17 protein-coding genes are annotated in these 19,307 nt (G+C 59.5%); 13 read left to right on the top strand and 4 right to left on the bottom strand.

Annotation, left to right across the window (positions count from 1 at the left end):
• Positions 1–25 precede the first annotated feature (25 nt).
• The 3 genes from prlC to KI231_RS00465 all read left to right on the top strand — a co-directional run bounded on the left by prlC (position 26) and on the right by KI231_RS00465 (position 4,541).
• On the top strand, positions 26–2,104 hold the full coding sequence (gene prlC / locus KI231_RS00475) for an oligopeptidase A (RefSeq protein ID WP_213027139.1): 2,079 nt from the start codon (positions 26–28) through the stop codon (positions 2,102–2,104).
• Positions 2,101–2,391, top strand: coding sequence for a YheV family putative zinc ribbon protein (locus KI231_RS00470; RefSeq protein WP_213027138.1), 291 nt, complete (start codon positions 2,101–2,103; stop codon positions 2,389–2,391). The genes prlC and KI231_RS00470 overlap by 4 nt, the downstream gene beginning before the upstream one ends.
• A gap of 119 nt (positions 2,392–2,510) precedes the next feature.
• Entirely contained in the window at positions 2,511–4,541 is a 2,031-nt protein-coding gene (locus KI231_RS00465) for a M3 family metallopeptidase (RefSeq protein WP_213027137.1), read from the top strand.
• Positions 4,542–4,550: 9 nt separating this feature from the next.
• Here the strand turns inward: KI231_RS00465 and KI231_RS00460 are convergent, their stop codons facing one another.
• The gene (locus tag KI231_RS00460; protein ID WP_213027136.1) at positions 4,551–5,195 is read right to left on the bottom strand and encodes a phosphatase domain-containing protein; all 645 of its coding nucleotides are present in this window, start codon (positions 5,193–5,195) and stop codon (positions 4,551–4,553) included.
• Between the two features lie 305 nt (positions 5,196–5,500).
• Between KI231_RS00460 and KI231_RS00455 the strand changes: the two genes are divergently transcribed.
• From KI231_RS00455 to KI231_RS00445, 3 genes are read left to right on the top strand one after another with little or no spacing between them, the layout of a single operon-like run.
• Positions 5,501–6,247 carry a gluconate 2-dehydrogenase subunit 3 family protein gene (locus tag KI231_RS00455; RefSeq protein WP_213027135.1) on the top strand — a complete coding sequence of 249 codons (747 nt, stop codon included), beginning with the start codon at positions 5,501–5,503 and terminating at the stop codon, positions 6,245–6,247.
• A 2-nt stretch (positions 6,248–6,249) separates the two neighbouring features.
• A complete protein-coding gene (locus KI231_RS00450) occupies positions 6,250–8,034 on the top strand; it encodes a GMC family oxidoreductase (RefSeq protein ID WP_016983441.1) in 1,785 nt (594 codons plus the stop codon).
• A gap of 12 nt (positions 8,035–8,046) precedes the next feature.
• On the top strand, positions 8,047–9,348 hold the full coding sequence (locus tag KI231_RS00445; protein WP_213027134.1) for a c-type cytochrome: 1,302 nt from the start codon (positions 8,047–8,049) through the stop codon (positions 9,346–9,348).
• Positions 9,349–9,416: 68 nt separating this feature from the next.
• Here KI231_RS00445 and KI231_RS00440 read toward each other — a convergent pair whose 3' ends face one another.
• Positions 9,417–9,719: a hypothetical protein gene (locus KI231_RS00440; protein ID WP_103306459.1), complete on the bottom strand. Its 303-nt coding sequence runs from the start codon at positions 9,717–9,719 to the stop codon at positions 9,417–9,419.
• 220 nt (positions 9,720–9,939) lie between these two features.
• Here KI231_RS00440 and KI231_RS00435 point away from each other — a divergent pair, with 220 nt between their 5' ends.
• From KI231_RS00435 to KI231_RS00425, 3 genes are all read left to right on the top strand, one after another.
• Positions 9,940–10,998: a PA0069 family radical SAM protein gene (locus KI231_RS00435; protein WP_213027133.1), complete on the top strand. Its 1,059-nt coding sequence runs from the start codon at positions 9,940–9,942 to the stop codon at positions 10,996–10,998.
• 237 nt (positions 10,999–11,235) lie between these two features.
• On the top strand, positions 11,236–11,964 hold the full coding sequence (locus KI231_RS00430; protein ID WP_064116616.1) for a carbonic anhydrase: 729 nt from the start codon (positions 11,236–11,238) through the stop codon (positions 11,962–11,964).
• 90 nt (positions 11,965–12,054) lie between these two features.
• Positions 12,055–13,581, top strand: a complete 1,527-nt coding sequence (locus KI231_RS00425) for a SulP family inorganic anion transporter (RefSeq protein WP_103306456.1) — start codon at positions 12,055–12,057, stop codon at positions 13,579–13,581.
• A 119-nt stretch (positions 13,582–13,700) separates the two neighbouring features.
• On the opposite strand, the gene KI231_RS00420 is transcribed toward KI231_RS00425, so the two are convergent.
• Entirely contained in the window at positions 13,701–14,333 is a 633-nt protein-coding gene (locus tag KI231_RS00420) for a hypothetical protein (protein ID WP_103302944.1), read from the bottom strand.
• Between the two features lie 369 nt (positions 14,334–14,702).
• Between KI231_RS00420 and coxB the strand changes: the two genes are divergently transcribed.
• The 4 genes from coxB (at position 14,703) to KI231_RS00400 (ending at position 19,093) form a co-directional block, all read left to right on the top strand.
• Positions 14,703–15,830: a cytochrome c oxidase subunit II gene (gene coxB / locus KI231_RS00415; RefSeq protein WP_103302943.1), complete on the top strand. Its 1,128-nt coding sequence runs from the start codon at positions 14,703–14,705 to the stop codon at positions 15,828–15,830.
• Positions 15,831–15,912: 82 nt separating this feature from the next.
• On the top strand, positions 15,913–17,499 hold the full coding sequence (ctaD, locus tag KI231_RS00410) for a cytochrome c oxidase subunit I (protein WP_201236126.1): 1,587 nt from the start codon (positions 15,913–15,915) through the stop codon (positions 17,497–17,499).
• A gap of 129 nt (positions 17,500–17,628) precedes the next feature.
• Complete coding sequence (locus tag KI231_RS00405; RefSeq protein WP_103302941.1) at positions 17,629–18,180, top strand: cytochrome c oxidase assembly protein; 552 nt, start codon at positions 17,629–17,631, stop codon at positions 18,178–18,180.
• A gap of 25 nt (positions 18,181–18,205) precedes the next feature.
• A complete protein-coding gene (locus KI231_RS00400; RefSeq protein WP_213027132.1) occupies positions 18,206–19,093 on the top strand; it encodes a cytochrome c oxidase subunit 3 in 888 nt (295 codons plus the stop codon).
• Positions 19,094–19,102: 9 nt separating this feature from the next.
• Here the strand turns inward: KI231_RS00400 and KI231_RS00395 are convergent, their stop codons facing one another.
• The gene (locus tag KI231_RS00395) at positions 19,103–19,306 is read right to left on the bottom strand and encodes a twin transmembrane helix small protein (RefSeq protein WP_041073718.1); all 204 of its coding nucleotides are present in this window, start codon (positions 19,304–19,306) and stop codon (positions 19,103–19,105) included.
• Between the last annotated feature and the right edge of the window lies 1 nt (position 19,307).

Genomic DNA, 19,307 nt, shown 5'->3' with positions numbered 1-19,307 from the left:
TGTCGATTGTAATTAAGATGGGCGCATGTTTCTTCCAGCCAAGGTGCCAACCGTGAGCGTGAACAACCCTCTTTTGCAGTCCTACGACCTGCCGCCGTTCTCCACGATCCGTGCCGAACACGTCCTGCCAGCGATTGAAACCATCCTCGCCGACAACCGCGCCGCCATCGCCGACATCCTCAAGAGCCAAGGCCAGAACCCGACCTGGGCCGGTCTGGTGTTGGCAATGGACGAGCTCAATGATCGCCTCGGCGCCGCGTGGAGCCCGGTCAGCCACCTCAACGCCGTGTGCAACAGCGCCGAACTGCGCGAAGCCTACGAGTCGTGCCTGCCAGCCCTGAGCGCCTACTCCACCGAGATGGGGCAGAATCGCGAACTGTTCCAGGCCTATGAAGCTCTGGCCAACAGCCCGGAAGCCGCCGGTTTCGACGTGGCGCAAAAGACTATTCTGGAACACGCCCTGCGTGACTTCCGCCTGTCGGGTATCGACCTGCCGGAGGCCGAACAGAAACGCTACGCCGAAGTGCAAAGCAAACTGTCCGAGCTGGGCAGCCGCTTCTCCAACCAACTGCTCGACGCCACTCAGGCGTGGACCAAGCACGTCAGCGACGAAGCCGCCCTCGCCGGCCTGACCGATTCGGCCAAGGCGCAAATGGCTGCCGCCGCGCAGGCCAAAGGCCTTGATGGCTGGCTGATCACCCTGGAATTCCCGAGCTACTACGCGGTGATGACCTACGCGCAAGACCGTGCGCTGCGTGAAGAAGTCTACGCGGCCTACTGCACCCGAGCGTCGGATCAAGGCCCGAACGCCGGCCAGAATGACAATGGCCCGGTGATGGAAGAGATCCTCGACCTGCGTCAGGAACTGGCCAAGCTGCTGGGTTTCGCCAGTTTCTCCGAACTGAGCCTGGCCACGAAAATGGCCGAATCCAGCGATCAGGTGCTGAGCTTCCTGCGCGATCTGGCCAAGCGCAGCAAGCCGTTCGCCGCACAGGATCTGCAACAGTTGCGCGCCTACGCCGCCGAGCAGGGTTGCGCCGATCTGCAAAGCTGGGACAGCGGTTTCTACGGTGAAAAGCTGCGTGAACAGCGCTACAGCGTTGCCCAGGAAACCCTGCGCGCCTACTTCCCGATCGACAAGGTTCTCGGCGGTCTGTTCGCCATCGTTCAGCGTCTGTACGGCATCGAAATCGCCGAGCAGAAAGGCTTCGACACCTGGCACCCGGACGTTCGCCTGTTCGAGATCAAGGAAAACGGCCAGCACGTCGGTCGCTTCTTCTTCGACCTGTATGCCCGCGCCAACAAGCGTGGCGGCGCGTGGATGGATGGCGCCCGCGACCGCCGCCGCACTATCGACGGTGTTCTGCAAAGCCCGGTGGCCAACCTGGTGTGCAACTTCACCCCGGCCGACAGCGGCAAACCTGCGCTGCTGACCCACGATGAAGTGACCACCCTGTTCCACGAATTCGGTCATGGCCTGCATCACCTGCTGACCCGTGTCGAACATGCCGGCGTATCCGGCATCAACGGCGTGGCGTGGGATGCTGTCGAGCTGCCGAGCCAGTTCATGGAAAACTGGTGCTGGGAGCCGGAAGGTCTCGCGCTGATTTCCGGGCATTACGAAACCGGTGAACCACTGCCGCAGGACCTGCTGGAAAAAATGCTCGCGGCGAAGAACTTCCAGTCCGGCCTGATGATGGTCCGTCAACTGGAATTCTCGCTGTTCGACTTCGAACTGCACGCCACCCACGGCGATGGCCGCAGCGTTGCACAAGTGCTCGAAGGCGTGCGTGACGAGGTATCGGTGATGCGTCCGCCGGCCTACAACCGCTTCCCCAACAGCTTCGCGCACATCTTCGCCGGCGGTTACGCGGCGGGTTACTACAGCTACAAATGGGCAGAAGTGCTCTCGGCCGATGCTTTCTCGAAGTTCGAAGAAGACGGCGTGCTCAACGCTGACACCGGTCGCGCGTTCCGCGAAGCGATTCTGGCGCGCGGCGGTTCGCAGGCGCCGATGGTGCTGTTCGTCGACTTCCGTGGCCGTGAGCCGTCGATTGACGCACTCTTGCGCCATAGCGGCCTGAGTGAGGACGCAGCAGCATGAGTGAGGGGCCTGTGATTACCAAGAAGCGCTTTATCGCCGGGGCGGTCTGCCCGGCGTGCAGCGAGCCGGACAAGTTGATGATGTGGAACGAAGACAGCGTGCCGCACCGCGAATGCGTGGCGTGCGGTTACTCCGACACACTCAACGAGCAAGGCCTGTCGGTACCCAAAGAACTGGGCACGCGGGTCAACACCAGCGCGCTCAAGCCGCCGCAGGACAAGACAGTCCAGGCGGTGCAGTTCTTCCCCAATCCGAAGCTTGCAAAAAAGCCTGACGAGCAACACTGAGTCGCAACCACCTTCCACCTTCCACCGTTTGCCGGTGGAAGGTGGTAACTATCTACCGCCCTTCCCCCGCGCTTCCTGCCTAGGCTGACCCTTCTCAGCCACGCCTCAAGGAAGACGCCATGCCCGATACCAATCCGCTGCTACAGCACTGGACCCTGCCACCGTGGTCGGCGATACGCGCCGAGCATCTGGTCCCGGCGATCAACGTGATCGTTGCCGAAAACCGCCAGGTCATTGCCCAAGTGATCGCCAGCCAGACCGAGCATCCGGGCTGGGACGATCTGGTGCTGGCCGTCGATGAGGCCGATGCGCGTCTGGATGAAGCCATGGCCATCATCGAAATTCTTTCGACAGTCAAACCCGACGATGTCGACTGGCTCAGGGAAAGCGCGCTGTGCAGTCTGACCGCCGCCCAGTACGCCGCCGAAAAAAACACGCATGCGGCGCTGTACCGTACCTATCAACGGCTGGCGAACAGCTCGGTCGCCGCGAGCTTCGATGATCCGCGCAAAGCTTCGCTGGCGAAAATCCTGCGCAAGTTCCGCTTGTCCGGCATCGAACTGCAGCCTGCACAGCAGCAAAGGCTCGCTCGTCTGAACCGCGATATCCGCCAGCTGGAGCAGTTGTTTCAAAGCAATCTGGAGCTGGCCAACACCGCATGGAGCATGCACATCGACGACGTCACGCAGCTCGAAGGCCTGTCACCGGCGGTGCTGGCGCGCATGGCACTCAATGCCCGCCAGGCGGGACTTGAAGGCTGGCTGCTCACGCTGGATCAGAACACCTTTCGGTCGCTCATGACCCACGCGCACAACCGCCCGCTGCGGGAGGCCTATTTCACCGCGTGGATGAACCGGGCGTCCGACCGTGGCCCTCAGGCGAATGAACTGAATAACACTCCAGTCCTGACGGTGTTACTCGCATTGCGCCAGGAGAAAGCCGAATTGCTGGGCTTCGAAAATTTCGTGCAATTGCGCCTCGAAAATCGCATGGCCACTTCGCCCAAACAGGTGGGTGATTTTTTGCGCGAGCAAATGGCCACGAATCGACCGTCCCTGCAGCGCGATGCCAAAGCCCTGCTAGCCTTCGCACGCACTCGGGGCATTGCCGATATACAGACGTGGGATGAAGATTTTCTCGCCGAGCAATTACGCCTTGAGCAATTAAACGGCGCGCTGAAAGGCTTGCGACAGTATTTCCCGCTGGAAGGCACGTTGCGTCGACTCTGTCGGTTCAGTGAACGCCTGTTTGGCATCTCCATTGTCGAGCAAACCACCCTCAACCACTGGGACGAAACGGTACGGCTTCTGGAGATCAGCGAATATGAACAAGTGATCGGGCATATCTACGTGGATCCCTTTCATCGTGAAGACGCTGCCGATTACGCCTTCACCTCAGCCCTGCGCATTCGCCGGATCAACGCCGAGGGACGCCCTGCGCTGCCGATTGCTCACCTGTACTGCAACTTCACCCCTGTCACCGAAGATCATCCGTGCCTGCTTTCCAGCGAAAATCTGCGCGTACTGTTCCACGAATTCGGGCACTGCTTGCAGCATGTGTTGACGCGCTCGCCCCATCGCAACCTGTCGGGGATTTCCCAGCTGGGGCGCGATACCGCCGAATTCGCCGGGCAGCTGTTTGAACACTGGTGTCTGTCAGCCGAGTGTCTGCTATGGCTGGGCGCCCATTACCAGAGCGGCGAACGCCTGACAGAACAACGCATCAACACCGCGCTGACGGCCATTGGCGCCCACACCAGCCGGGCCACCGGCGTGTTGCTGATGAGTGCGTTATTTGATCTGGAGTTGCACCGCAGCCATGGCGATGGCCGCAGCATCGAGCAGGTGTTCGAGGACGTGCAGGGCGAATTTCCAGAACTGCGACTGTCCGGTTACCACCGTTTTGCCAATGGTTTTGACTACCTGGTGACCGGTTACGAGGCGTCGGTCTACGCCTACAAATGGTCTGGTGTGCTGGCCAGCGAAGTATTCACGCGGTTTCAGCGCGATGGCGTGTTCGACCCGCAAACCGGTCGGGATTTTCGCGAGGCATTTTTTTCCCCCGGCGACTCACGCTCGATGCTGAGCGCGCTTGCAGCGTTTCTCGGCCGGCCGGTCAACCCGGGACTGTTGGCGTCCCCGATCGATTGAACCGACCGTTCATTTCAGATTGACCGACTGGAACCAGCTCTTCATCGAGCAGGTCGCGAACGCACTGGTGCTGCAATCGCCGTTGGCCAGTGCGCTGCGCAACTTGTCGACATCCGCTTGCATCACGTAGCGCACGCTGTCGCGAAAGTGGCCGCTCTCGCCGAAACCACCTTGAGTCATTTCGCTCAAGGCGTCCTCTTTGCTCCAGCCCTGCACCACCACGCGATACATCGCCGCCATCAATCCGGTCCGGTCGGAACCGTGCTTGCAATGCATCAGCACCGGACCCTTGGCCTCGCCGGCCTGGATGGCGCGCAGGGTCTTGAGCACATCGCTGTCATCGACGTGGTTGGTGCGATACGGCAGTTGCACCTGATTGATGCCCGGCTCGGACAGCCAGTTGCTGTCCGCTTCCGGCAGAAAATTGATCACCGTGGCCACCTTGAGATTCTTCAGCAGCGGCACGGCACCGTCGTCGGGCAAGGCACTGCGGTAAAGCGTCGGCGACATCTGGAACAGGTTGTATTGCACTTCGACCGGTTGCGCCCAATCAGCGGGGCGAGCGGTATTTGCCGCGACAGCCTGAGCCGGGATCAAGTGCAACAGGGCAACAAGCGACAAACACAAAGCAGGGAAAAGACGCACTCGAGACATGCTGGGTTGACCGTGTCGGGATTCTGCAAGAGAGGAGTTGCAGCTTCGATGATGGCCGGTCAAAGCCCTGTGAGGCGGTTGTCAAAGAATTGTGAACGCACATCGTTTCATCGGTTTCAGCGGCTGATTTCAGTCTTTTTTCCGCTTAATCGATTCATCCGGATGCTTAGGCTGCTACCATTTGTCACATCTTGTTGCAGACGTGTCCCCCTTTTCCGGGCCATCACCGGTCACGTCGCAACGAAAATTCTTGAGCCGTTCGCAGAAACGGCTGACAACCATCAATGCCTGATGAGGTGCCCCCCATGTCTGATGCAGATCGAGACAACCCGCGGCGTGAGTTTTTGCGCAAATCCCTGACCCTGATTCCGGTGGTCACCCTCGCAGGCACCAGCCTCGGCAGCAGTGTCCTGCAAGCCGCGCCTGAAGCCACTCTCGCCGCGCCTGCGCCACAACCGACACGTACTGATACCAGCGCTTATCAGCCGAACTATTTCACCGCCGAAGAATGGGCATTCATCAATGCCGCCGTGGCGCAGTTGATCCCCAACGACGCCCAGGGCCCAGGCGCGCTCGAAGCCGGTGTGCCGGAATACATCGACCGTCAGATGAACACCCCTTACGCCGCCGGAGCCCTGTGGTACATGCAAGGCCCGTTCAACGCCGACGCCGCGCCGGAGATGGGCTGGCAGAGCAAACTGGTGCCAAAAGAGATCTACCGCCTGGGCATCGCCGCCACGGATCAGTGGGCAAAATCCCTCAACGGTAAAACATTTGCCGAGCAAGACAGCGCTACCCGAGACGATTTGCTCAAACAACTCGAAGCTGGAAAACCGCAATTTGACGCCGTTCCGGCGAAGATTTTCTTCAACCTGCTGCTGCAAAACACCAAGGAAGGGTTCTTCTGCGACCCGATCCACGGCGGCAATAAAGGCATGGTCGGCTGGACCATGATCGGTTTCCCCGGCGCCCGCGCCGATTTCATGGATTGGGTGGAACGCAACGAGCAATACCCCTTCCCGGCAGTTTCGATTCGCGGCGAGAGGGCTTGAGCATGGCAACCGTAATGAAGAAGGTCGACGCGGTGATCGTCGGTTTCGGCTGGACCGGCGCAATCATGGCCAAAGAGCTGACCGAAGCGGGGCTCAATGTGCTGGCGCTGGAGCGCGGGCCGATGCAGGACACCTACCCCGACGGCAACTATCCGCAGGTGATCGACGAACTCACCTACAGTGTGCGCAAAAAACTCTTTCAGGACATCTCCAAAGAGACCGTCACCATTCGTCATAGCGTCAACGACATCGCCCTGCCGAACCGCCAGTTGGGCGCGTTCCTGCCGGGCAATGGCGTCGGCGGCGCCGGTCTGCATTGGTCGGGCGTGCACTTTCGCGTCGATCCGATCGAGTTGCGCATGCGCAGCCACTACGAAGAGCGCTACGGCAAAAGCTTTATTCCGAAGGACATGACCATCCAGGACTTCGGCGTCAGCTATGAAGAGCTGGAGCCGTTCTTCGATTTTGCCGAAAAAGTCTTCGGCACCTCGGGCCAGGCCTGGACCGTGAAAGGTCAATTGGTCGGTCAGGGCAAGGGTGGCAACCCTTACGCGCCGGATCGTTCCAACCCGTTCCCATTGGAAGCGCAGAAAAACACCGTTTCCGCACAGCTGTTCGGCAAAGCGGCTACAGAAGTCGGTTACAAACCCTACAACCTGCCATCAGCGAATACCTCCGGGCCGTACACCAACCCTTACGGCGCGCAGATGGGCCCGTGCAACTTCTGCGGGTTCTGCAGCGGTTACGTTTGCTACATGTATTCCAAGGCCTCGCCGAACGTGAACATTCTGCCGGCGCTCAAGCCGCTGCCGAATTTCGAGCTGCGGCCCAATTCCCATGTGCTGCGGGTCAACCTCGACAGCACAAAAAGCAAAGCCACGGGTGTCACTTACATCGACGGTCAGGGCCGCGAGATCGAGCAGCCGGCGGACCTGGTGATCCTCGGCGCCTTCCAGTTGCACAACGTGCGGCTGATGCTGCTCTCCGGGATCGGCAAGCCCTACGACCCGATCAGCGGCGAAGGTGTGGTCGGGCGTAATTTCGCCTACCAGAACATGGCCACCATCAAGGCGTTCTTCGACAAGGACACCCACACCAACAACTTCATCGGCGCCGGCGGCAACGGTGTGGCGCTGGACGATTTCAACGCCGACAACTTCGACCATGGCCCGCACGGCTTCGTCGGCGGCTCGCCGATGTGGGTTAACCAGGCTGGCAGCCGACCGATTGCCGGCACCTCGAACCCGCCGGGCACGCCGGCCTGGGGCAGTGCGTGGAAACGTGCGACTGCCGATTACTACACCCACCAGGTGTCGATGGACGCCCACGGCGCGCATCAGTCCTACCGCGGCAACTACCTCGATCTCGACCCGGTGTATCGCGATGCCTACGGCTTGCCATTGCTGCGGATGACGTTCGACTGGCAGGAAAACGACATCAAGATGAACCGCTTCATGGTCGAAAAAATGGGCAAGGTCGCTGAAGCGATGGGGCCGAAAGCCATTGCGGTGATCGGCAAGAAAGTCGGCGACCACTTCAATACTGCGTCGTACCAGACCACCCACCTCAACGGTGGCGCGATCATGGGCACCGATCCGAAAAAAAGCGCACTGAACCGCTACTTGCAGAGCTGGGACGTGCACAACGTGTTCGTCCCGGGCGCTTCGGCGTTCCCGCAAGGCCTGGGTTACAACCCGACAGGGCTGGTAGCGGCGCTGACCTACTGGTCGGCGAAGGCAATCCGCGAGCAATACCTGAAAAACCCCGGCCCGCTGGTTCAGGCTTAAGGAGCGATGATCATGAAGACTATTGTTATCGCGACCCTGGCCCTGCTCGGCAGTGCTGCTTTGCAGGCGGCCGAAGTTGATCAAGCTTTGATCAAGCAAGGCGAATACCTCGCCCGCGCGGGCGACTGTGTGGCGTGTCACACCGCCAAAGGCGGCAAGCCGTTCGCCGGCGGTCTGCCGATGGAAACCCCGATCGGCACGATCTACTCGACCAACATCACTCCCGACAAAACCGGCGTTGGTGATTACAGCTTCGCGGACTTCGATCAAGCCGTGCGCCATGGTGTCGCCAAAAACGGCAGTACGTTGTACCCGGCGATGCCGTATCCGTCCTACGCCCGTGTCAGCGAAACCGACATGCAAGCGCTGTACGCGTATTTCATGCACGGCGTGCAACCGGTGGCGCAGGAAAACAAGGCCAGTGATATTCCATGGCCGTTGAGCATGCGTTGGCCGCTGATGGGCTGGCGCTGGATGTTTGCGCCGAAGGTCGAGGACTACAAAGCCACGTCGGACGACGCCGTCATTGATCGTGGGGCGTATCTTGTCGAAGGCCTCGGACATTGCGGTGCCTGCCATACGCCACGCGCCCTGACCATGCAGGAAAAATCCCTCAGCGCCGCTGATGGCAGCACTTTTCTGGCCGGCAGTGCGCCGCTGGAAGGATGGATCGCCAAGAGCCTGCGCGGCGACCACAAGGACGGCCTCGGCAGTTGGAGCGAAGAACAACTGGTGCAATTCCTCAAGACCGGGCGCAGCGACCGCAGCGCGGTGTTTGGCGGCATGAGCGATGTGGTCACCCACAGCATGCAATACATGACCGACACCGACCTGACCGCGATTGCCCGCTACCTCAAGTCGCTGCCGGCCACTGATCCGAACGATCAGCCACATCAGTACGACGAGAAAGCCGCCAAGGCTTTGTGGGACGGTGACGACAGCCAGCGTGGTGCAGCGGTGTACATCGACAACTGCGCGGCGTGCCACCGCACCGACGGCCACGGCTACACGCGAGTGTTCCCGGCGCTGGCGGGTAATCCGGTGCTGCAATCGGAAGACCCGACTTCGTTGATTCACATTGTGCTCAAGGGCGGTACGCTGCCGGCGACGCACACCGCGCCGTCCACCTTCACCATGCCGGGTTTTGCCTGGCGCCTGTCGGATCAGGAAGTGGCAGACGTGGTGAGCTTTATCCGTGGCAGTTGGGGCAATAAAGGTGCGCCGGTCAGTGCCAAGGAGGTTGCCGGCTTACGCAGCGACGATATGAAAACAACGTCCACTGATGATCTTGGCCAAGTAACAGATCATCATTAAAAACAGAAACCCTGCATGAACTATTCATGCAGGGTTTTTACTATATGTATATCGCTACAACTTCGAGCTTACGGATTAATGATACTTACATAAGCCTTGGCCAGCGCAATCAACTTCGCTTTGTCGTCGTTATCAATATCGCCATCACCGTCCACATCGTTCTTGTTGGTGCGAACAGTGAATGTCTTGCCACGGTCGCTGGACACCGCCACCACGTAGGCCGAGTCAACCAGCGTCTCGGTGGGCAGTTCCTGCTCGGCGTTCCAGCCCAGCTCCTTGCGCGCAAGTTGCATCGAAACAATGGTATTGGGCTCCGATGCATTGGGTAGCATCATTTGCATAAAGACGCCGCGTTGATTGAGATAAGACATGAATTAAATCCTTTTAATTAGTTATCAGGCAAGTGCCGTTGGAACTGGCCAAGACTATAGTCGATAACTTGTCGCGACAACGGGACATATGTATCCCGGATTGTACTTTGCACTTATATATAAACTTTGCCAGTCAGCACGTATCCCATCGCCGAGCGGTACTGGATCACATCGGGCTTGCCCGTGTACTGTATGTATATACAGATCAGGAGCCTGCCCAATGATCAACCCTCTCCCCCCTCGCGGACGCGGCACCGCGACCAACCCGCACAACCGCTTCGCACCGAATCGCTCGGTGGCCGAGGATGACGGCTGGTATCAGGAAGTACCCGAGACGCAAAACACCGAAGTGATGATCGAAACGGCGAAAACCATCATTACTCGCAACACCTCACCGGATCTGCCCTTCGATCGCTCGATCAATCCCTATCGCGGCTGCGAGCACGGTTGCATCTATTGCTATGCGCGGCCCAGCCACGCCTATTGGGACATGTCGCCGGGGCTCGACTTCGAAACGAAGCTGATCGCCAAGACCAACGCTGCGCAGGTGCTGGAAGAACAGTTGAGCAAGCGTGGCTATGAATGCGCGCCGATCAATCTGGGCTCCAACACCGATCCGTATCAGCCGATCGAGCGCGAACACAAAATCACCCGCCAGACTCTCGAAGTGCTGTTGCGCTACCGGCATCCGGTGACCATCGTCACCAAGGGTTCGCTGATCCTGCGCGATCTCGATTTGCTCACCGAACTGGCGCAGCATCGGTTGGTGGCGGTGATGATCAGCCTGACCACGCTGGACGATGAACTCAAACGTATCCTTGAGCCGCGCGCCGCTGCACCCAAGGCACGATTGCGCGCTATTCGGGTCATGCGTGAAGCAGGAATTCCGGTCGGCGTGTTGTGTTCGCCGATGATTCCGATGATCAACGACAGCGAAATCGAAAGCCTGCTCACTGAGGCCCACGCGGCCGGTGCGCAAAGTGCGGCGTACATGATGTTGCGCTTGCCGCTGGAAGTGGCGCCGCTGTTCGAAGAGTGGCTGAACGCGCACTACCCGCAACGCGCCGCACATGTGCTGAGCCTGATCCGCCAGAGCCGTGGCGGCGAGCTCTACGACAGCCGTTTCGGCGCGCGGATGCGCGGCGAAGGACCGTTTGCCGACCTGCTCGCGCAACGTTTTGCCAAAGCGATCAAGCGCCTGGGGCTCAATCATCGCGAGGGCTACAATCTCGACTGCACAGCCTTCTGTCCGCCGGGTCGCCAGATGTCGTTGATTTAGCGACAATTGGCTTATGGTTGAGGGGTTGGAAACCTTCCGCCGAAATCACTCAGTCACATTTTTTGTGACCTGGAACACACGTTCTAGAGCGTTTGATTCAGTTTGAGTTAAGTTTCGGCGGCTACCTTGTTCATCGAGTGACTGACGGGTCTGGATGACCCGGATGTTTTAAACAGCCACTGGCTTCATACCGGAATACCGGGGAAGACTCCCTGAATCCGCCTAAGAGGATGAATCATGAGTGACAAGGATAAACAGCCGTTGGCTGCGTCGGCGCAAACCCCAGAAGCGGAATCCGCCGATGCAGCGCTGCGACAGATCGTAGACGGCTTTTTGCATTTTCATCATGAGGTTTTTCCGCAGCAGGAAGAACTCTTCAAGAAACTCGCCACGGCCCAGGCGCCCAAAGCGATGTTCATCACGTGCGCCGACTCGCGCATCGTCCCTGAGCTGATTACCCAGAGCTCCCCTGGCGATCTGTTCGTGACCCGTAACGTCGGCAACGTCGTTCCACCGTACGGCCAGATGAACGGCGGCGTTTCCACCGCGATCGAATACGCGGTGCTGGCCCTCGGCGTGCAGCACATCATCATTTGCGGCCATTCCGATTGCGGCGCCATGCGTGCGGTACTCAACCCGGACAGCCTGGAAAAAATGCCGACAGTCAAAGCCTGGCTGCGCCACGCCGAAGTCGCGAAAACCATGGTGCATGACAACTGTCATTGCGCCGACGAAAAAGAAAGCATGCCGATCCTCACCGAGGAAAACGTCATCGCCCAATTGCAGCACTTGCGTACCCATCCTTCGGTAGCCTCGCGCATGGCGAACGGTCATCTGTTCATCCATGGCTGGGTCTACAACATCGAAACCAGTGAAATCAAAGCTTACGACGCGGACCAGGGACGCTTCCTGCCGCTCGACGGCAGCCATCCGATTCCGGTGGCGACGCCCAAAGCACGCTTCTAAATCTTCCTAAAAATCTGTGTGGTTTGACGCCCGTCGCTGTTTCAGCGACGCGGCCTCACCACGCCTGAAGAAAACTTCGGGAGAATCGCCATGCGTGCGGCTCAATTGAAAGCGGTGTTGCCACGGGAGCTACTGGCTTCAGTGGTTGTGTTTCTGGTCGCCCTGCCGCTGTGCATGGGCATTGCGATTGCGTCAGGGTTGCCCCCGGCCAAAGGCCTGATCACCGGGATCATCGGCGGTCTGGTGGTCGGCTGGCTGGCGGGTTCGCCGTTGCAGGTCAGTGGGCCGGCGGCGGGGCTGGCGGTATTGGTGTTCGAACTGGTGCGCCAGCACGGCATCGAGATGCTCGGGCCGATTCTGTTGCTCGCCGGATTTCTGCAACTGGTGGCCGGGCGCTTGAAGCTGGGTTGCTGGTTTCGGGTGACGGCGCCAGCGGTGGTGTACGGCATGCTCGCGGGGATCGGCGTCTTGATCGTGCTGTCGCAGGTGCATGTGATGCTCGATGCCGCACCGAAACCGTCCGGGCTGGACAATCTCACCGCATTCCCGGGCGCGGTGGCGCAGGCTTTGCCGTCGTTCGGCTGGCAGGCCGGGTTGCTCGGGCTGGCGACGATTGCGGTGATGTGGCTATGGGAAAAATTCCGCCCGCAATCGCTGCGTTTTGTTCCCGGCGCATTGCTGGGTGTGGGTCTGGCGACGGGTGCCAGTCTGCTGCTGGCATTGCAGGTCAAGCGCGTCGAGGTGCCGGCGAATCTGGCGGAGGCCATTGATTGGTTGAAACCTGCTGACCTGCTCAGTCTGGCCGATCCGACGCTGTTGATCGCCGCGTTCGCCGTGGCCTTCATTGCCAGCGCGGAAACCCTTTTGTCGGCCGCGGCGGTAGATCGCATGCACAGCGGCGTGCGCTCGGACTTCGACCGTGAGCTGTCGGCGCAAGGTGTCGGCAACATGCTCTGCGGTCTGGTCGGCGCGTTGCCGATGACCGGGGTGATCGTACGCAGTTCGGCCAACGTCCAGGCCGGTGCGACCACGCGTTATTCGACGATCTTCCATGGCCTGTGGCTGCTGGCGTTCGTGTTGTTGCTGTCGAGCGTGCTGCAAAGCATTCCGGTGGCGAGTCTGGCCGGAGTGCTGGTTTATACCGGTTTCAAACTGGTCGACCTGAAAGCCTTCCGCGGTCTGAGCCGTTACGGGCGGATGCCAATGTTCACCTACGCGGCAACGGCGCTGGCAATCATCTTCACGGATCTGCTGACCGGTGTGTTGGTCGGTTTCGGTCTGACCCTGGTGAAACTGGCGTTCAAGGCTTCACGCCTGAAGATCAGCCTGATCGATCTGCCGAAGGACGGCGAGATGGAGTTGCGTCTGGTCGGGGCGGGGACGTTCCTCAAGGTGCCGGCGTTGACGCAGGTGTTGAACACGATTCCCGAAGGCACGACGGTGCATGTGCCGCTCAATAACCTGAGCTACATCGACCATTCATGTCTGGAGTTGCTGGAAGAGTGGGGGCGGGCAAATGCGGCGAAGGGATCGAAGCTGTTGATTGAGTCGCGAGGGTTGAAGCGCAGGCTTGAGGGCAGGGTTCGGACCAATACCGGAATCGGTGCGGCCGGATAAAAACCTTGTGGGAGCTGGCTTGCCAGCGATAGCGGTGTGTCAGTCAACAGAGATGTTGGATGATCTACCGTAATCGCTGGCAAGCCAGCTCCCACAGGTATTTGTGGTGTGACGCGGAGTTACGCGGCGGGTTGATCCAGCTCCAGGCCCACACCCAGTCGGCGGCTCATGCACGGCCAGCGTTTCCACGCGGCGCCAGTATCAGGGCTGCTGAGTTTTTCGCGGTAGGCTTCTACCGACTCCAGCGCAAAGCTGTCGTCGTCGAGCATGCTGTCCACGGCGTGGTGCACGACTTCATCCAGTTCATTGGCAAATTTCTCACCGAGCAACTGGTGAGCAATCAGGTTGGCGACCGTCATGTCCAAGGGGATCAGTGGCTGGCCGAAATGCTTGATGTACAGGTCGTTGACCTCTTCGACAAAGCGGTGCGCCAGATAGGCTTCGTCCAGCAGATGTTCCAGGCCAACCGGAGGCTGGAGGAAATACTGTTCGGCGATTTTCAGCACCGGTTTGATCTGTGACTCGATTCCCGCTTCCCTGGCGACTTCATTGGCTGCGTCCAGCAGGTCAGGTACTTCGTCGATATAGGCTTCGACAAAACGCGTCAATACAGCCTTGGCATCCGTCTCCGGTAATTGGATAGAGGGGTGCAGGTGAGGCAGTTGTTCTTCCAGTTGACGGGTCAACCGTCCGGTTTCGTTTTCGTGTTGTCGGGCTTTTTGGATCTGCTCGCGCAATGCGGCGGTGTTCATGAAAACTCCAGGAAACAAGGCAATGAAATAGGGAAGACATAAGTTAGCTGGCTTACGAAAAATGCTAAGACGCATTTGTCATAATTATTTCATCCTTGATGCGCCTGCGTTATATCGGTTTGCCACCACTCGTCTGCATCCTTCTCCATTCGTGCCCTTGAACGCAAGTGTCAGCTGTTTCAGTTGATTTACGTGTGCACATTGCAATTTCCCGCCGCTGTCTATACTCGCCAATGAATGGAGTTAGCTGATGACGCCCGACTGCACCCGCAGCAAGGCCCGGCGATTCAAGTTCGTAGTCTGATGCAGCCGCTCCCTTGCCGCAGGCGAAAGCCGGCGGGATAACAAGAACGATAAGGGGAACCCGCAATGATGCGACATCCACACGTCTGGATGGGCCTCCTGTTGTGGTCGATTTTCAGTCCGGCGCATGCCGCCTGGACTGTGAATATGGCGCCTGGAGCGACTGAAATCAGTCACGCAGTATTCGACCTGCACATGACCATTTTCTGGATCTGTGTGGTGATCGGGATCATCGTCTTCGGCGCCATGTTCTGGTCGATGATGGTGCACCGCCGTTCTACCGGGCAGGTCGCCGCAAAATTCCACGAAAGCACCACCGTCGAAATCCTCTGGACCATCGTGCCGTTCGTGATACTGGTGGCGATGGCCGTTCCGGCGACCGCCACCCTGATCAAGATGTACGACACCAGTGAGCCGGATATCGATATCCAGATCACCGGTTATCAGTGGAAGTGGCACTACAAATACCTGGGCCAGGACGTCGAGTTCTTCAGCAACCTGGCCACCCCCGCCGAACAGATCCACAACAAGGAAGCCAAGGGCGAGCATTACTTGCTCGAAGTCGACAAGCCATTGGTGCTGCCGACCGGGGCCAAGGTGCGCTTCCTTGTGACCTCCGCCGACGTTATCCACTCGTGGTGGGTGCCGGCCTTCGCGGTCAAGCGCGATGCGATTCCGGGGTTCGTCAACGAGGCGTGGACACGCATCGACAAGCCCGGCATTTACCGTGGCCAGTGCGCCGAACTCTGCGGCAAGGATCACGGCTTCATGCCGATCGTCGTCGAGGTCAAGGAGAAGGCCGATTACGACAAGTGGCTCGCCGACCGCAAAGCCGAAGCCGCGCAGCTCAAAGAGTTGACCAGCAAGGAATGGACGCTCGACGAACTCAAGGAGCGTGGCGACAAGATCTATCACACCACCTGCGTCGCCTGTCACCAGGCCGAAGGCCAGGGTCTGCCGCCAATGTTCCCGGCACTCAAAGGCTCGAAAATCGCTACCGGACCGAAAGAAGGCCACTTGAGCATTGTCTTCCACGGCAAGCCCGGCACCGCCATGGCAGCGTTCGGCAAGCAGCTGTCGGAAGTCGATATCGCGGCGGTCGTGACCTATGAACGTAACGCCTGGGGCAACAACAAGGGCGACATGGTCACGCCAAAAGAAGTGCTGGAGCTGAAACAGGCGGAAAGCAAATGAGCCGGTCTATCGCGCAGACAATCCATCGGCCGGAGCATCGCGCCTCGGCCCGCCCAGCTCACTCGTTTACAGGAGACAGGCCATGAGCGCTGTCATCGATGACCATGGTCATGCCGACCACGCCCACGGCCCCGCCAAAGGCCTGATGCGCTGGGTGCTGACCACCAACCACAAGGACATCGGCACGCTGTATCTGTGGTTCGCGTTTTCCATGTTCCTGCTCGGCGGTACGTTCGCGATGGTGATTCGTGCCGAACTGTTCCAGCCGGGACTGCAGATCGTCGAGCCGGCGTTCTTCAACCAGATGACCACCATGCACGGTCTGGTGATGGTCTTCGGTGCGGTCATGCCGGCCTTCGTCGGCCTCGCCAACTGGATGATCCCGTTGATGATCGGCGCGCCGGACATGGCGCTGCCACGGATGAACAACTTCAGTTTCTGGCTGTTGCCGGCAGCCTTCATCCTGCTGGTCTCGACGCTGTTCACCGCCGGTGGCGGGCCGAATTTCGGCTGGACGTTCTACGCGCCGCTGTCGACGACCTACGCCCCCGAAAGCGTCACCTACTTCATCTTCGCCATCCACTTGATGGGCATCAGTTCGATCATGGGCGCGATCAACGTGATCGCGACCATCCTCAACCTGCGCGCTCCCGGCATGACCCTGATGAAAATGCCGCTGTTCGTCTGGACCTGGCTGATCACCGCGTTCCTGCTGATCGCGGTGATGCCGGTGCTGGCCGGGTGCGTGACGATGATGCTGATGGACATCCACTTCGGCACCAGCTTCTTCAGTGCCGCCGGTGGCGGTGACCCGGTGCTGTTCCAGCATGTGTTCTGGTTCTTCGGGCATCCCGAGGTGTACATCATGATCCTGCCGGCGTTCGGCGCCGTCAGCTCGATCATCCCGACGTTTTCGCGCAAGCCGCTGTTCGGCTACACCTCGATGGTCTACGCCACGGCGAGCATCGCGTTCCTGTCATTTATCGTCTGGGCGCACCACATGTTCGTGGTGGGCATCCCGCTGGTGGGCGAACTGTTTTTCATGTACGCCACGCTACTGATCGCCGTGCCGACCGGGGTCAAGGTGTTCAACTGGGCCAGCACCATGTGGCAGGGCTCACTGACCTTCGAAACGCCAATGCTGTTTGCCGTGGCGTTCGTGATCCTGTTCTCCATCGGCGGTTTCTCCGGACTGATGCTGGCCATCGCTCCGGCGGACTTCCAGTATCAGGACACCTACTTCGTGGTCGCGCATTTCCACTACGTGCTGGTGCCGGGGGCGATCTTCGGGATCTTCGCCTCCACCTACTACTGGCTGCCGAAATGGACCGGCCACATGTACGACGAAACCCTCGGCAAGCTGCATTTCTGGCTGTCGTTCGTCGGCATGAACCTGACGTTCTTCCCGATGCACTTCGTCGGTCTGGCGGGGATGCCACGACGGATTCCGGACTACAACCTGCAATTCGCCGACTTCAACATGGTCTCCTCGATTGGCGCGTTCATGTTCGGCACCACGCAGCTGTTCTTCCTGTTCATCGTGATCAAGACCATTCGCGGCGGCCCGCCGGCACCGGCCAAACCGTGGGATGGCGCTGAAGGCCTGGAGTGGAGCGTGCCGTCGCCGGCGCCGTATCACACCTTCACCACACCGCCGGAAGTGAAATGAACACTTTCCGCCCTGTGACAAACATTGTGGGAGCTGGCTTGCCAGCGATGGGGCCATTGCAGTGTGTCAGTCAGGCAGCCATCGCTGGCAAGCCAGCTCCCACAGGGTTCTCGGCAGAGGGTTGGAACCATGGCTGACTCGATCTCGATGAAGAAACTCGTCACCCGCCTGCTCGGGGTGGTGGTGGCGATGTTTGTCTTCGGCTTTGCCCTGGTGCCGATCTACGACGTGATGTGCAAAGCGTTCGGCATCAACGGCAAGACCGCCGGGCAGTACGAGGGCGAGCAGGTGGTCGACACTTCGCGCCAGGTGCGCGTGCAGTTTCTGTCGACCAACACCGCCGACATGCCATGGGATTTCTACCCCAAGCACGACGAACTCACCGCCAACCCCGGCGCGGTCAACGAGATGATCTTCATCGCGCGTAATCCCACCGACAAACCGATGAGTGCGCAAGCCGTGCCGAGCATCGCGCCGAGCAACGCGGCGGCGTATTTCCACAAGACCGAATGTTTTTGTTTTACCCAGCAGGTGCTGCAGCCCGGTCAGCAGATCGAGATGCCGGTGCGCTTCATTGTTGACCGCGACATGCCCAAGGATGTGAAGCACCTGACGCTGTCCTACACGCTGTTCGATATCACCGCCCGACATCCTCCGGTAGCTGTAAACACTGGCGGTTGAGCGTGCCCGATAAGGAGAACAATAAATGGCAACTCATGAGCATTATTACGTTCCGGCCCAGAGCAAATGGCCGATCATCGCCACTTTCGGCATGGCCATCACCGTGTACGGCCTCGCCACCTGGTTCAACGATCTGAAAGCCGCACGCCCGGAATCCCATGGGCCGTACATCTTTTTCGTCGGCGGACTGCTGCTGGCGTACATGCTGTTCGGCTGGTTCGGCACGGTGATCAAGGAAAGCCGTTCGGGACTGTACAGCCCGCAACTGGATCGCTCGTTTCGCTGGGGCATGAGTTGGTTCATCTTTTCCGAGGTGATGTTCTTCGCCGCGTTCTTCGGTGCGCTGTTTTACGTGCGACACGTCTCCGGCCCGGCGCTGGGTGGCGAAGGCCCGAAAGGCATCGCCCACATGCTCTGGCCGAACTTCCAGTTCACCTGGCCGCTGCTGCATACCCCGGATCCGAAACTGTTCCCGCCACCGAAGGAAGTCATCAGCCCGTGGGGCTTGCCGCTGATCAACACGATTCTGCTGGTCAGCTCCAGTGTGACCATCACCATCGCCCACCATGCGCTGAAGAAGGGCCATCGCGGCGCGCTGAAAATCTGGCTGGCGATCACCGTGCTGCTCGGCTGCGCGTTCCTCGGTTTCCAGGCTGAGGAATACATTCACGCCTACCACGAACTGGGCCTGACCCTCGGTTCGGGCATTTATGGCGCGACATTCTTCATGCTCACCGGTTTCCACGGCGCCCACGTGACCATCGGCACGATCATTCTGTTTGTGATGCTGATGCGCATCATGAAGGGTCACTTCGACGCCGACCATCAGTTCGGTTTCGAAGCGGCGAGCTGGTATTGGCACTTCGTCGATGTGGTGTGGATCGGCTTGTTCATCTTCGTTTACGTGCTCTGAGGAGCAACGCTACCAAGGCGCATGCGACACCAGTTGGCCGCTGTAGAAACCCCAGGCGATCAAGCCGACGGTCGCAGCGGCCAATGCCACCCGAACACTCAAGGCGATGACCAGGCGATTCGAGCTGCTGTCGTCCTTGACCAGGAAAAACAGGCCGCTGAACAGGCTGATCACCGTGGCAATCAGCAGCACGACGATGGCTGCTTTGAGCATG

Source organism: Pseudomonas sp. Seg1 (assembly GCF_018326005.1).
In the GTDB taxonomy this organism is placed as follows: Bacteria; Pseudomonadota; Gammaproteobacteria; order Pseudomonadales; family Pseudomonadaceae; genus Aquipseudomonas.
This window is presented reverse-complemented; position numbering and strand designations above follow the sequence as displayed.

Excerpts from the sequence above, each read along its gene's own strand:
- prlC (WP_213027139.1), top strand. The coding sequence starts at position 26 with ATGTTTCTTCCAGCCAAGGTGCCAACCGTGAGCGTGAACAACCCTCTT.
- KI231_RS00470 (WP_213027138.1), top strand. The coding sequence starts at position 2,101 with ATGAGTGAGGGGCCTGTGATTACCAAGAAGCGCTTTATCGCCGGGGCG.
- KI231_RS00465 (WP_213027137.1), top strand. The coding sequence starts at position 2,511 with ATGCCCGATACCAATCCGCTGCTACAGCACTGGACCCTGCCACCGTGG.
- KI231_RS00460 (WP_213027136.1), bottom strand. The coding sequence starts at position 5,195 with ATGTCTCGAGTGCGTCTTTTCCCTGCTTTGTGTTTGTCGCTTGTTGCC.
- KI231_RS00455 (WP_213027135.1), top strand. The coding sequence starts at position 5,501 with ATGTCTGATGCAGATCGAGACAACCCGCGGCGTGAGTTTTTGCGCAAA.
- KI231_RS00450 (WP_016983441.1), top strand. The coding sequence starts at position 6,250 with ATGGCAACCGTAATGAAGAAGGTCGACGCGGTGATCGTCGGTTTCGGC.
- KI231_RS00445 (WP_213027134.1), top strand. The coding sequence starts at position 8,047 with ATGAAGACTATTGTTATCGCGACCCTGGCCCTGCTCGGCAGTGCTGCT.
- KI231_RS00440 (WP_103306459.1), bottom strand. The coding sequence starts at position 9,719 with ATGTCTTATCTCAATCAACGCGGCGTCTTTATGCAAATGATGCTACCC.
- KI231_RS00435 (WP_213027133.1), top strand. The coding sequence starts at position 9,940 with ATGATCAACCCTCTCCCCCCTCGCGGACGCGGCACCGCGACCAACCCG.
- KI231_RS00430 (WP_064116616.1), top strand. The coding sequence starts at position 11,236 with ATGAGTGACAAGGATAAACAGCCGTTGGCTGCGTCGGCGCAAACCCCA.
- KI231_RS00425 (WP_103306456.1), top strand. The coding sequence starts at position 12,055 with ATGCGTGCGGCTCAATTGAAAGCGGTGTTGCCACGGGAGCTACTGGCT.
- KI231_RS00420 (WP_103302944.1), bottom strand. The coding sequence starts at position 14,333 with ATGAACACCGCCGCATTGCGCGAGCAGATCCAAAAAGCCCGACAACAC.
- coxB (WP_103302943.1), top strand. The coding sequence starts at position 14,703 with ATGATGCGACATCCACACGTCTGGATGGGCCTCCTGTTGTGGTCGATT.
- ctaD (WP_201236126.1), top strand. The coding sequence starts at position 15,913 with ATGAGCGCTGTCATCGATGACCATGGTCATGCCGACCACGCCCACGGC.
- KI231_RS00405 (WP_103302941.1), top strand. The coding sequence starts at position 17,629 with ATGGCTGACTCGATCTCGATGAAGAAACTCGTCACCCGCCTGCTCGGG.
- KI231_RS00400 (WP_213027132.1), top strand. The coding sequence starts at position 18,206 with ATGGCAACTCATGAGCATTATTACGTTCCGGCCCAGAGCAAATGGCCG.
- KI231_RS00395 (WP_041073718.1), bottom strand. The coding sequence starts at position 19,306 with ATGCTCAAAGCAGCCATCGTCGTGCTGCTGATTGCCACGGTGATCAGC.